This window comes from Nocardia sp. CA-136227, from assembly GCF_050955695.1.
Classification (GTDB): domain Bacteria; phylum Actinomycetota; class Actinomycetes; order Mycobacteriales; family Mycobacteriaceae; genus Nocardia.
In genome coordinates this window covers 1,507,968-1,519,896 of the sequence record NZ_CP192081.1, presented here as the reverse complement: position 1 = coordinate 1,519,896, position 11,929 = coordinate 1,507,968, and the positions used below count along the sequence as shown (strand labels likewise).

General features: G+C 70.0%; 11 protein-coding genes. 3 read left to right on the top strand and 8 right to left on the bottom strand.

Going from position 1 to position 11,929, the window contains the following annotated elements; all coding sequences use genetic code 11:
* Positions 1-38: 38 nt before the first annotated feature.
* A complete protein-coding gene (locus ACQP06_RS06810) occupies positions 39-1,598 on the top strand; it encodes a carboxylesterase/lipase family protein (RefSeq protein WP_433671285.1) in 1,560 nt (519 codons plus the stop codon).
* Positions 1,599-1,659: 61 nt separating this feature from the next.
* The gene (locus ACQP06_RS06805) at positions 1,660-2,367 is read left to right on the top strand and encodes a hypothetical protein (protein WP_433671283.1); all 708 of its coding nucleotides are present in this window, start codon (positions 1,660-1,662) and stop codon (positions 2,365-2,367) included.
* Between the two features lie 75 nt (positions 2,368-2,442).
* Here ACQP06_RS06805 and ACQP06_RS06800 read toward each other — a convergent pair whose 3' ends face one another.
* The 7 genes from ACQP06_RS06800 to ACQP06_RS06770 form a co-directional block, all read right to left on the bottom strand.
* Complete coding sequence (locus ACQP06_RS06800; protein WP_433671281.1) at positions 2,443-3,945, bottom strand: flavin-containing monooxygenase; 1,503 nt, start codon at positions 3,943-3,945, stop codon at positions 2,443-2,445.
* Between the two features lie 91 nt (positions 3,946-4,036).
* The gene (locus ACQP06_RS06795; protein WP_433671279.1) at positions 4,037-5,044 is read right to left on the bottom strand and encodes an AurF N-oxygenase family protein; all 1,008 of its coding nucleotides are present in this window, start codon (positions 5,042-5,044) and stop codon (positions 4,037-4,039) included.
* Between the two features lie 93 nt (positions 5,045-5,137).
* Positions 5,138-6,490 (bottom strand): hypothetical protein, encoded by a 1,353-nt coding sequence (locus ACQP06_RS06790; RefSeq protein ID WP_433671278.1) that lies wholly within the window; start codon positions 6,488-6,490, stop codon positions 5,138-5,140.
* Between the two features lie 13 nt (positions 6,491-6,503).
* Positions 6,504-7,337 carry an ABC transporter permease gene (locus ACQP06_RS06785; RefSeq protein ID WP_433671276.1) on the bottom strand — a complete coding sequence of 278 codons (834 nt, stop codon included), beginning with the start codon at positions 7,335-7,337 and terminating at the stop codon, positions 6,504-6,506.
* Positions 7,334-8,308 (bottom strand): ATP-binding cassette domain-containing protein, encoded by a 975-nt coding sequence (locus ACQP06_RS06780; protein ID WP_433671274.1) that lies wholly within the window; start codon positions 8,306-8,308, stop codon positions 7,334-7,336. The genes ACQP06_RS06785 and ACQP06_RS06780 overlap by 4 nt, the downstream gene beginning before the upstream one ends.
* On the bottom strand, positions 8,305-9,648 hold the full coding sequence (locus ACQP06_RS06775; protein WP_433671272.1) for a glycosyltransferase: 1,344 nt from the start codon (positions 9,646-9,648) through the stop codon (positions 8,305-8,307). The genes ACQP06_RS06780 and ACQP06_RS06775 overlap by 4 nt, the downstream gene beginning before the upstream one ends.
* 50 nt (positions 9,649-9,698) lie before the next feature.
* Positions 9,699-11,222, bottom strand: a complete 1,524-nt coding sequence (locus ACQP06_RS06770) for a condensation domain-containing protein (RefSeq protein ID WP_433671271.1) — start codon at positions 11,220-11,222, stop codon at positions 9,699-9,701.
* Here ACQP06_RS06770 and ACQP06_RS06765 point away from each other — a divergent pair.
* A complete protein-coding gene (locus ACQP06_RS06765) occupies positions 11,221-11,355 on the top strand; it encodes a hypothetical protein (protein ID WP_433671269.1) in 135 nt (44 codons plus the stop codon). The genes ACQP06_RS06770 and ACQP06_RS06765 overlap by 2 nt on opposite strands.
* A gap of 63 nt (positions 11,356-11,418) precedes the next feature.
* On the opposite strand, the gene ACQP06_RS06760 is transcribed toward ACQP06_RS06765, so the two are convergent.
* Positions 11,419-11,817 carry a hypothetical protein gene (locus ACQP06_RS06760; protein ID WP_433671267.1) on the bottom strand — a complete coding sequence of 133 codons (399 nt, stop codon included), beginning with the start codon at positions 11,815-11,817 and terminating at the stop codon, positions 11,419-11,421.
* Positions 11,818-11,929: the final 112 nt, after the last annotated feature.

Genomic DNA, 11,929 nt, shown 5'->3' with positions numbered 1-11,929 from the left:
TTTCAAGTGTTGACGTTAATTCGGGATCAGAGGTTGGCATGGGCGTGGAACGGATCGGACGACGAACTCTGCTGCTCGGAGCGGGGGCGCTGGCCTTCACGGCGGCGTGCGCGCGCGGGACGTCGGAGTCCGAGAAGTCGACGGAGACGGTGGTCGTGACCACCGCGGCGGGAGCGGTGCGCGGGGTGCGGCGGGAGACCGGCGCCGCCTTCCTCGGCATCCCGTTCGCGCAGCCGCCGGTGGGCGCGCTGCGGTTCGCCGCGCCGGTGCCCGCCGCCGCGTGGGCCGAGACCCGGGACTGCACCAGGTACGGTCCGACCGCTCAGGTCAAGCAGTTGTCCGAGGTGACCGCGATTCCGGAGCCGTCGATTCCCGGAGATGACATCCTCACGGTGAACGTGTTCACCCCGAAGCCGGATCCGGACGCGAAACTGCCTGTGCTGGTGTGGATTCACGGCGGCGGGTTCGTGGCGGGCAGCCCGGCCAGCCCCTGGTACGACGGCGCGGCGTTCAATCGCGACGGCGTGGTGCTGGTGTCGGTCGGGTACCGCCTGGGCATCGAAGGCTTCCTGCATCTCGACGATGCCCCCGACAATCGCGGCGTGCTGGATTGGATCGCCGCGCTGGCCTGGGTGCGCGACAATATCGCCGCGTTCGGCGGGGATCCGGCGAAGGTGACGATCGCGGGCCAGTCGGCCGGCGGCGGCGCGGTGTGGGCGCTCATGAACACCCCGTCCGCGAAAGGCCTTTTCCGCGCGGGTATTTCGGAGTCCGGCGCGGTCACCCAGCCCAATGATCGCGCCACCGCGCTGGCCATGTCGGCCCTGTTCACCAAGCGCACCGGCCTGCCCGCCACCGCCGCGGCGCTGCGGGACCTGAGCAAGTCCGGGTTGCAGGACCTCGAGGACAAGCTGCGCATGCCCGGACCCGACAGCAGCGCCGCCACCCTGCTCGGCCTGGCCCCGTGGGCCGACGGCACGCTCATCCCAGCCACCAGCGCCGAGGTGCTGAAATCCGGTGCGGACCAAGATGTTCCACTCATGCTGGGCTTCACCGCCCACGAGTTCAATGCCGCGCCGCTGACCGGCGAACGACCGCCGGTCACCGACACCACGCTGCCCGCCGCGCTGGGCGCGCTCGGTTTCGACGCCTCCCATGCCGCCGACTGGCACCTCGCCTACCCGGGGCTGTCGGCGAATCAGCTTGCGGGACAGGCCCAGAGCGATGCCGTGATCCGGATGCCGTCCTACCGGGTGGCCGAGATGCGGGCCGGCCACGGGCAGCCGACCTGGCTCTACGAATTCACCTGGACCTCGAACGCCTCCCAGTTCCAGGGCATGTCCTTCCACTGCCTCGACGTCCCGTTCGTCTTCGACCTGCTGCAGGCCCAGGGCGTGACCACGGTGACCGGCGAGCATCCGCCACAGGCGCTGGCCGACGCGATCCACCGGGCGTGGGTCGCGTTCATCAGCAACGCCGACCCGGGCGCCGACTGGCCCCGCTACACTCTCGACCGGCGCGAAACCATGATCTGGTCGAATTCGCCGCACGTCCAGTCCGATCCCTTCGCCGCACAGCGCCCGATCTGGCTGCGCTGAACCCGCGGGCTACCGTGGAGCAATACGCGTCTAGTCGAATCGTTGATAGGTGGGTCGGTCAATGCAGGTGAAGCGCTGGATCGCACCGGCCGCGGTGGCCGTGGCCTGCGGGCTGCCGACCGTCCCGGCCGCACAGGCCGCGCCGGGTGACACGCAGGCCGCGCTGGGCGGCGGTTCGGGTCTGGTGCTGGGCAAGGGCGGCCACACCGCCAAGTGCAGTCTGACCACCATCGGCTACGACGCCGCCGGGCGACTGGTCGGCTTCACCGCCGGGCACTGTGCCGAGGCCGGCACGCCGGTGCAGGGCGAGCAGTTCCCCGACGCCGGGGTGGTCGGGGTGGTCCGCGCCGCGGACGCGCAACTCGACTACGCGGTCATCGAATTCGATCCGGCCGCGGTCACCCCGCTGCGCTCGTTCGACGGCACCACCATCGCCGGGTTCGCGCCGACGCCGCCCGCCTGGAGCGTGGTGTGCCAGAACGGCCGGACCAGCGGGCACGCCTGCGGCGTGGTGTGGACGTCGAGCCCGGTGGGGCTGCTGGAGCAGGCCTGCTCCAGTTACGGCGATTCGGGCGCGCCGGTCACCAGCGGCGACAGGCTGGTCGGCATGATCTCCGCGCCGCTGATCAGCGACACCCGCAATCTCCGATTCAGCTGCACCGACGCCAACAATCCGCTGCACTCCCCCGTCATCGCCGTCGCGTTCGACACCGTGCGCGCCGCGGTCGACGCCGGCAAGGGCGTGGGCAGCGGCTTCCAGCCGGTCTAGGGCCACCCACCCGGTCCCGGAAAATGACGAACCCGGCCGCACCCTGCACGGCCGGGTTCGAGATCCGGAATCCGATCAGGCCGAACGGGTTTCGGCCGCGACCGGAGCCGCCTTGCGGGCGCCGCGGCGGAACCGCAGCACACCGTCCTCCAGCGGAGCCTTGCGCAGCATGGCGCGGTCGCGGAAGTAGTTGTTGATCACCAGCCACGGCCCCCGGGTGCCCTGACGCGGCATGACGCCGTCACCGCGCTGGATGTAGCCGGAGGTCAGCGCGCCGCCCATGAGCGACGCCTCGGACCGGTCGCCCTCCTCGGGCACCGCGACCACTTCGCTGAAACCGTTGTCGCGCATGTGGTTCAGCAGGCGGCAGAAGTACTCCGCGGCCAGGTCGGCCTTGAGGGTCCAGGAGGCGTTGGTGTAGCCGAGGATCACCATCATGTTCGGGACGGTGCCGAGCAGCGCGCCCTTGTAGGCCACCAGATCCCGGGTGGCCAGGGTCTGCCCGTCCACCTCGAGCGCCGCGCCGCCGAGCATCTGCACGGTGAGACCCGTCGCGCTGACCACGATGTCGGCCTCGAGCTCCTCGCCCGAGGACAGGCGGATGCCCTTCTCGGTGAAGGTCTCGATGGTGCCGGTGGCGATCGACGCCTCGCCCCGCTTCAGCACCTTGAACAGGTCGCCGTTGGGCACCACGCACAGGCGCTGGTCCCACGGGTTGTAGCTGGGGGTGAAGTGCTTCATGTCGATCTTGGGACCGACCTGCGCGCGCACCGCGGCCAGCATCAGCTTGGCCGACAGCTTCGGGTTGGTGCGCGAGAGCTGGTAGCTGGCCCGCTGCAGTCCGATATTGCGCGCCCGGCCCGCCTTGTAGGCGATGGCCGCGGGGATCTTGGCCAGCTTGAAGCCGACCGCGACCGGGTCGTCGGCGGGCAGCGCGGCGATGTAGGTGGGCGAACGCTGCAGCATGGTGACGTGCGCGGCGTCCTTGCTCATGGCCGGGATCAGGGTGATGGCGGTGGCGCCACTGCCGATCACGACCACCTTCTTGCCCTTGTAGTCGAGATCCGCGGGCCAGTGCTGCGGGTGCACGATCCGGCCGCCGAAGCTCTCCTCGCCGGGGAACGTGGGCCGGTAGCCGGTGTCGTAGTCGTAGTAGCCGGTGCAGCCGATGAAGAAGTCGCTGGTGTAGGTCTCGGTCTCGCCGGTGCGCTCGTCGAGCACCTCGACGGTCCAGATGCTGTCGTCGCTGGACCAGGACGCCTTGGTGACCTTGCGACCGAAGCGAATGTGGTCGGTGACGCCGTATTCGGCGGCGGTGTCCTCGATGTACTGGCGGATGTGCGGTCCGTCGGCGAGCACCTTGGTGCCGTGCCAGGGCCGGAAGCCGTAGCCGAAGGTGTACATGTCCGAGTCGGATCGGATACCGGGGTACTTGAACAGGTCCCAGGTGCCGCCGATGGCGGTCCGGCGCTCCAGGATCAAGTAGCTGCGCCCGGTCTTCTCCCTGGTCAGGTGGCAGGCCATGCCGATACCGGACAGGCCCGCGCCGATGATCAGTACGTCGACATGCCGCGTCATGGGGAACTCGCTTCTGGTCGCGCCCGGACACCGGCGTCCGGGCGTACCGAGTATTACATGTTATTTCCGGTAACGTCTACAACCGGTCGGGCTAGGCTGCGCGGACCTGGCCCGGCCGATCCGGCTCCGACCGGTAGCGGGTGCTCGGACCGCCGATGCCGAGGGCGTTCCAGACCCGCTTGGACACCGGGTTCATCAGCCCGATCTTCTTGGCCAGCGACCGCACGTCACCGAAGAAGCCCGCGAACGCCTCCTTAGAGTCGGCGGAGCCGAAGAACACCTCCTTGCGAACCTCGCGCGGGATGCCGAACTCCTCGAAGAAGGCGCGCGGCGGCACCAGGATCGCCCGTCCGCCGATCCACATGACGATCGGGAAGGCCAGCGACAGCACGAACTTGTCGAACGGGTTCGCCTGCGGCACATGGTGTTCCAGGAACTCGTGCGCGAAGGAGATGTGGCGGGCCTCCTCGGCGATGTGAATCGCCATGACGCCACGCATGATCGGGTGGATGTCCTCACCGGCGCGCAGGATCGCCTTCTGGATGTGGTCGATCGGCTCCTCGCCCGACAGCACCGCCATGAAGAACAGGTTCGGGAAGACCGAGGCCAGCGGCGGCACCAGGTAGGTGAGCTGCTTGAGGATCGTGCTCATGCCGGGCACGTCGATCCCGATGCGGTTCACCATCTCCTGGAACATCAGGGTGTGGTTGCACTCCTCGATGACCTCGTGGGTGCAGTACCGGAACTCCGGCGAGCCATTGGGCAGCTTGAAGGTGTGCTGCACCATGCCGCCGATGAGCAGGGTCTCGAACTGCAGGCCGACCTTGGCGATATTGGCCTGCCGCCACAGGCCGATGGCGATCTTGCGCGCCTCGGACTGGGCCTGATACCAGGGATGCCGGGCGAACATGTCACCGGAGACGGGCAGGATCCAGCGCTTGTCGTCGGCCTTGACCTCGAAATCGGGGTGGTCCCAATCGATATCGGTGAAGGGATCGAAATTCTTGTCGACGGACCCCTGCGAGAGCAGCATGAGCTTGTCGGCGTACTGCCGGGCAAGCGCGACCGTGGGGTCGTCCGTCGCGTGTGCTGACGTCATTGTCAGAGCCTCTTTCGGAAATGGACCTAAGTATCTGTAATCCATGGTTACGCGTACATTGGCGCCGCGTCAACAGGTACCGACCAGTAGGGTTCAGTTCCAGCAGCGAGGACGCAGTCCCCATACCTCGAATTCGTCTCCGACCAGGTCGCGAAGGGCTTCCCGGGTCGGGAAGCGATCCGGATCCGCACCCGTGATCGCGAGGGTTACGGTGTCGCCGTCGCTCGACCAGGACAGGTTCAGGCCGACCTCCACGCGACGGAACAGATCGGTGTCGGCGGTGCAGACAACCGGGCGCATGAGCACCGAGCGGGCGCGCACCCCCGCGATGGTCGCCACGCCCTGACCGGTCTCGCCGAGATTCGTGCACAGGCATTCCGGGGCCTTGGCCGTGCGGGAGAAGAAGCCCAGGACGAACTTCGGCAGCATCATCTGGACCGGCTGGAGGTGTTGCAGCGCGGGGGTGGTGGCCGGATCGGAGTAGGCGCGGGCCGCCTGTTTGACGGCGGTCCGGACCTGACGCAGGTCGGTGCGCTCGCCCTTGCGGTAGGAGACGGCGATGGGCAGGCCGGTGGTGGCATTGCCGCGGGGATCGTCGAGGCCGCGCAGGGACTGCGGAATGTCGACGCGGACCGCTGCGCCGTCCTCGATGCGGCCGCTGCGGCCGAGCAGGCCGACGGCGACGCCGACCATGAGGCCGTTGTCGGTGCCGTCGTGGGCGGCGGCGACGGCATTCCATTCGGCCGCATCGACTTCCACGACGAGGTCGGCGGCGGAGTGGCGTTCCGGGAGCGGCAGCCGCGGTTCGGCGGGGCGCGGGTTGCGGTCGGGCTCGCGGACGTCGCGGGCTTTGATCGCCGCGCGGATACCGCGGGCGGCGGCGCGCACCTGGCCGACGGCGTCGGCCAGGTGCGCGCGGAACAGGCCACCGGTGGGGATCGAACCCACCAGACGACCCGAACTCGTGGCGATATCCGGTGTGTCCCCGGCGTCCAGGCGGCGCAGCGCGTCACCCAGCGCGTAGAGCACCGCGCCGCCGTCCGCGCCCACGTGCGAGGTGACCAGGGACAGCAGGGTGCCCCCGGAGGTGGTGGGCGCGGCCGACAGTCGCCACACCCGGCCCGCCACCGGGTCGAACTCCACCTGACTCTGTTCGAAAAGCCAATCCAGGACACCTGTTTCGGGTACCGGCTGTTGTCGCACGGCGAGCGGTTCCGCCGTCGTGGCCGAAACCCACCACGGCCGGGCGAAGGGCACCGACGTGGTCATCACCCGCCGCGCCAGGAAGCCGTGGGCGAGGTGCGCGTGCAGGCCTTCCAGCGCACCGGGATCCAGCGGTTCGTCGAAGCGCCAGGCCAGCTGGTTGACCAACGCGTTGCCGTACAGGTCGTGCAGTTTCAGGAACAGGTCGTCGTCGGCGGTGAGCCGGTTCAGGACTGCGGGCATGACGGTCTCCGGATCACTGGGCACGCAGGGTGCGAACGGTCAAGGGCGCGAACACGATCGCGACGACGAGCGCGGAACCCACCGACCAGGCGAAGTCGGAGCCGACCGAACCGGACTCGGCCAGGGTGCGCACCGCCGCCACCAGATGCGAGACGGGGTTGTAGTCGGAGACATGGCGCAGCCAGGTGGGCATGGCCGCCTCCGGGACCAGGGCATTGGAGGCGAAGCTGGCGAAGGTGAGCACCAGCATCGACATGCCCTGCACGGCGGCGGGTTTGGCCACGGTCACGCCGATGAAGGCGAACAGCCAGCTCATGGCGGTGGTCGCGAACACCACCAGGGCCGCGCCAGCCACCAGGCCCAGCGGGTGGTCCGGCCGGTAGCCCATGCCGAAGCCGACCAGCAGCACCATGAGCGCGGCGATCACGTAGCGGGTCGCCCCCGCCAGCAGGCCGCCGGCCACCGGCGCGAAGCGGGCGATCGGCATGGAGACGAAGCGGTCGAAGACGCCGGAGCGGATGTCCTCGGAGAGCTGGACGCCCATGGCGACCGAGGAGGTGAGCACGATCTGCACCAGCACACCGGGAATCAGCGTGGGCAGGTACGCGTCCAGGCTGCCCGCGATGGCCTTGCCGAAGACGCTGCCGAACAGCAGCGGGCCCACGATCGGCAGCAGCACGGCGTCGTAGAGCAGCTGCGGGCTGTGCCGGAAGGTCAGCAGGCCGCGCTGGGCCATGAACAGCGACTGCGCCAGACCCGCGCGCAGGCCGACCCGGGTGAGGCGCGGCTGCCGGGCGATGCGGGCGGTGGGGTGCAGTAGCACCGGGGTGTCGGACAGGACGGTCATGCGGTCCGCCTTTCGGCCGGAGGCGTGGTGCGGGCCGGGCGCCGGGTGAGCGCCAGGAACACCGAATTCAGGTCGGGGCGTTCGACCCCGAAGCCGCGCAGGCGGATCCCGGTGTCGCGGCAGGCGGCGACGATGTCGGCGGCGGCGCCGATATCGGTGAGCGGCACCGTCACGGTGGCGGGGTTGTCGCCGTGCAGAGGCGTTGTGCCGGTGAGTCTTTCGGCGACCGCGTCGGCGAGTGGGCGCTGGGCGGGATCGGCCAGGTCGAGGCGCAGCATCTCCTCGCCGATGGAGGACTTCAACTCCCCCGCCGTGCCCTCGGCGACCACGGTGCCGTGGTCGATGACGGCGATCCGGTCCGCGAGGGCGTCCGCCTCCTCGAGGTATTGCGTGGTGAGCAGGATGGTCGCGCCGCGGCCGACCAGGCCGCGAACCACCGACCACATGCGCTCGCGAGTGTGCGGGTCCAGGCCGGTGGTGGGCTCGTCCAGGAAGATCAAGGGCGGCACCGTGATCAGCGTCGCCGCCAGATCCAGTCGGCGCCGCATGCCGCCCGAGAACGATCCCACCCGGCGGTTGGCGGCGGCGGTCAGCTCGAACTCGTCGAGGAGTTCCGCGGCCCGGTCCTGCGCTCCGCGCCGGCCGAGGCCGAGCAGCCGCCCGAACAGGCGCAGGTTCTCCCACGCGGTCAGGTTCTCGTCCACGGCCGCGTACTGGCCGGTGAGGCCGATCATCGACCGCACCGCGGTGGCCTGCGACACGACATCGTGCCCGAAAACCGTTGCGGTGCCGCGTGACGGCCGCAGCAGGGTGGCCAGCATCCGCACGGTGGTCGTCTTCCCCGCGCCATTGGGCCCGAGCAGCGCGAACACCGTGCCCGCCCGGACCTTCAGGTCGACGGCGTCCACCGCGGTCATGGATCCGAAGCTCTTTCCGAGTCCCCGTGTCTCGATGGCGATCTCACCGCTCATCGCGCACCTCCGATCATGGTCGAAGCCGATGGTTCCCCTGTATCGAGCACTGGCCGTGGCCTCTCCGGCGACAGCGATTCGACGACATCCGCCGCCCGCTGCACGCCGTCGTCCCGGAACCGCGCACCGTAGGCGGCGGCCCGCAGGCGAACCTCCGGCGTGGTCGCGCGAATCAGCAACCGCTCCAGTCGATTCGCGGTCAGTCCCGCGAACGGCGCGGTCGCGCCCAGCCCGAGCGCCTCCAGCTGCCTGCCCCAGTACGGCTGATCCGCCTGCACCGAACAGATCACCGACGGCACCCCGGCCCGCAGCACGGCTGCCGTGGTCCCCGCTCCCCCGTGGTGGACAGCGGCGTCGCACAGCGGCAACACCGCCCGGTGGTCGACCTGATCCACCACTGCCAGCTGGTCACCGATCCGGCCCCGGAACATGGGTCCCACCAGCAATATCCGCCGTCCGAGCCGCCGTCCGACCTCCCGGACCAGCGACTCCAACGCCACCGGTTCGGCCACCGGCATGGACCCGAAACCCGCGTATACCGGGGCGGGACCCGCGATCAGCCACTCGAACAGCTCGGCTCCCAGGCCGGTGCTTCGTTCCTCGACCGCGCTCGTTCCCGGCGCGGGCCACTGCGGACCATGCTGTGCGGCACCGTTGTCGGCAGGAACGGGGAACCCGGTGAACGGCACGCCACACAGTTCGTCCGCGAGCCCTGGGAACAGCGCGGCGTCGTAGGCCTGAATCGCCGTATACGCCGGTGCGCCGAGCCCGGGCCGCCGCGCCGCGAGCGCCGACTCGCGGAACGCCCCGGCACAGGGAGCCAGCGCGCGAGCACGAGCCGCGGTCAGGGCCCGCCAGCCCGCACGGTTGGCGGTGGGCGGCATCCGCTTACCCCACCCCGACGGCACCACCGGGACGCTGCCGTTGGGAATGATCGGAAAGAAATGCACGGCCGCGAGCGGAACACCCTGGTGGCGGGCGACTTCGGCGGCAGCCTCCTCACCCGCCATGCCGGTCACCAGCAAGTCGTGCCCACCCGCGACGGCGAGCAGATCCGCCGCGGCCTCGACGAATCCGCGACGTTGCAGATCCAGCACGGCGCGCACGCGCTGGACCGGGTTCGGGTGCCGGAAGCGCCGATCATCCCGCTGGGTGCGCAGCAGTACGTCGCTGTCGAGACCGAACGGCACGGCCGGAACACCGTGGCGCTCGGCGAATTCGACCAGATTCGGCGATACCGCCATGGTCACGTCATGACCGCGGCCCAGCAGTTCCCGGCCGAGCAGCACGCCGGGCTGGGCATCGCCCCGACTACCGGCGAAGGCGAGCAGAATCCTCATGACGCCCTCCTCGTCCGGTTGCTCGAAATGTCGCCAGGCGCGCGCATGCGTCACACCTGCGCCGGAGCCGGGACCCGCAAGGATGCGGGGGCGGACGCGCGGTCGTGCACGGCCGGCGGGAGCGCGAAAGGCGCTCGTGCGGTGGCCGTTCGGTCACCGGTACCGGCGAATTCGCGCATGGCGCGGGTGAATTCGGCGAGGAAGCGGTCCATCTCGACCTCCGGGAAGGTGGCCGGGAAGCGGGTGGAGAGGCGGAGGCCGTCGGTGGCTCGGACGATCCAGAAGAAGACCTCGTCGGGCGAGTAGGACTCGGCGCGGAGGGTGTGGCCGCGCAGGGATTCGACGAGCTCGTGGTCGGGGAGGGCCCGGATGTCGAGGAACGAGATGCCGAAGCGGGGTTGGTCGGCGCAGTTCAGGAGTTCCAGGACGCGGGTCCAGGTGGCGTCGTTGGCGGTGCGGGAGCGGCGCAGGACCGTGCGGGTGGACTCCAGGGCGCTGTCGAGGTCCAGGTCGGGGGCGAGGGTGAGGTCGAGGGGGACGACGTTCACGAACCAGCCCATGGATTCGAGAAAGCGCAGGTCGGGCCGGGTGGCGATCGGCATGACGGCGCGCAGCGAGATGTAGCCGAACGCGCGGCGGTAGGCGATGGCGAGCGCGGTGAAGACCGCCACCGACAGGCGGTGGCCGCGCTCGGTCACCGCGCGCTCGACGTGTTCGAGTTCACTGAGCGACAACAGCTTTCGCGACACGGATGTCTGAGGGAGCGCCGCGAGCCCGCCGACGACCGTCCCCGTCCCCCCGATGGCGATCGCACTCGCCCGGCCCTGGGCGGTAATCGCCGGTTCGAAGCGAGGCAGCATGCCGCCGGAGCCGTCGAGGAAGCGCTGCCAGTAGCGGACCGCTTCGCAATCGGGGGTGAGGGCGGCGGCGGTGTCGCGTTCCCATTGGGCGAAGTCCGCGGCGCTGCCGAAGGTCGGCGATTCGCGGGGCGGCTCACCGCGGGTGACCTCGGCGTACAGGGCGCGGAGTTCGAGGATGACGATGGCCTGCGAGTAGGCGTCCAGGACGGAGTGGTCGGCGGCCACCAGGACGGTGAAGTCGCCGGTGTCGGCGTGCTCCACGGTGGCGAGCAGGCAGTGCGGCCACTGGAGCGGCGAGAGTCTCGATTCCAGTGTGGCGGTGAGGTATTCGTTGATCGCGCCCGAGCCGGTGATGCCGGGGATCGGCTCGGCGGTGACGTCGACGTCGGCGGCCGCGCAGACCAGCCGCTCGGGTTCGGGGACGTCGTGACGGGCCAGGGTGGTGCGCAGGCCCTCGTGGCGGGCGTGCCAGCGGCGCGCGGTCTCGCGCCAGTGCGCGGCGTGGAACGGGGCGTCCATTTCGAAGATGGTTCCGATCCAGCGACCCCGGCCCGGCCGCGGGTCCGCGGCGTCCGTCGCCCGGCAGTGGTGGACGTGCACGCTGGTCAGGGGCCGGACGTCGGCGGTCCACGCCGCGCCGGGGGCCAGTTCGGCCCGCCACAGGGTGAGCGCGCCCGGGCGCACCGCGAATTCGGATAGGTGGGTGTAATCCATGACCGTCTCCCTCATCGAGACTTCGCCGGTGCCGGTGCGGCCGTTCGATTTCCGTAGAGAATTCACGGTGCGCCAAACCAGCGCGATCGAACCCGTTTATGAGCTATCCGGCGAATTGGAAGCTATTGAATAGTGATATACCGCTCGACGGTGATGCGGCACATCGGAATCCCCCCGCCCACTGTGCTGTCGAGCACTATTTCGCGGCGGATCCGGCGCCCGCTGCGGCGCTGCCCGAACCCAGGGCCTGAGCCGCGGTGCCACCCGCCTGGGCGGACCCGCTGACCGCGCCGCTGCCGGTGCCGAGCAGACCGAGCACCGACCCGGGTCCGGGCACCAGCCCGGCCAGGCTGCCGGCCGCGGCACTGCCGGTGCCGAGCGCCCCGGCGAGTCCGGCGGCGGTGGCGGACCCGGTGCCCACGGCGGCGCTACCGGTTCCGAGCTGCGGCAATATCGATTGTTCGGGGGCGGGGCTCACACCAGCGGGGGTGTCACCGCCCGCCGGTGCGGCGGTAGCCAGGACGGGCACGAGCAGGGGAGCGGCGATTCCCGCCAGCAGGACTGCGGCCGCACGAGCGGATCGGAATGCAGACATGGCCCGATTTCCTTTCACCTTCATCAGGACAAGCGCGCCGAGAGCGGCGACTTGGGCAGGCAGGTCCGAATTGTGATTGGCGACGCTGCCGAGGATTTTCACCCGATGGGTA

Coding starts and splice junctions, on each gene's coding strand:
- ACQP06_RS06810 (WP_433671285.1), top strand. CDS start 39: ATGGGCGTGGAACGGATCGGACGACGAACTCTGCTGCTCGGAGCGGGG.
- ACQP06_RS06805 (WP_433671283.1), top strand. CDS start 1,660: ATGCAGGTGAAGCGCTGGATCGCACCGGCCGCGGTGGCCGTGGCCTGC.
- ACQP06_RS06800 (WP_433671281.1), bottom strand. CDS start 3,945: ATGACGCGGCATGTCGACGTACTGATCATCGGCGCGGGCCTGTCCGGT.
- ACQP06_RS06795 (WP_433671279.1), bottom strand. CDS start 5,044: ATGACGTCAGCACACGCGACGGACGACCCCACGGTCGCGCTTGCCCGG.
- ACQP06_RS06790 (WP_433671278.1), bottom strand. CDS start 6,490: ATGCCCGCAGTCCTGAACCGGCTCACCGCCGACGACGACCTGTTCCTG.
- ACQP06_RS06785 (WP_433671276.1), bottom strand. CDS start 7,337: ATGACCGTCCTGTCCGACACCCCGGTGCTACTGCACCCCACCGCCCGC.
- ACQP06_RS06780 (WP_433671274.1), bottom strand. CDS start 8,308: ATGAGCGGTGAGATCGCCATCGAGACACGGGGACTCGGAAAGAGCTTC.
- ACQP06_RS06775 (WP_433671272.1), bottom strand. CDS start 9,648: ATGAGGATTCTGCTCGCCTTCGCCGGTAGTCGGGGCGATGCCCAGCCC.
- ACQP06_RS06765 (WP_433671269.1), top strand. CDS start 11,221: ATGACCGTCTCCCTCATCGAGACTTCGCCGGTGCCGGTGCGGCCGTTC.
- ACQP06_RS06770 (WP_433671271.1), bottom strand. CDS start 11,222: ATGGATTACACCCACCTATCCGAATTCGCGGTGCGCCCGGGCGCGCTC.
- ACQP06_RS06760 (WP_433671267.1), bottom strand. CDS start 11,817: ATGTCTGCATTCCGATCCGCTCGTGCGGCCGCAGTCCTGCTGGCGGGA.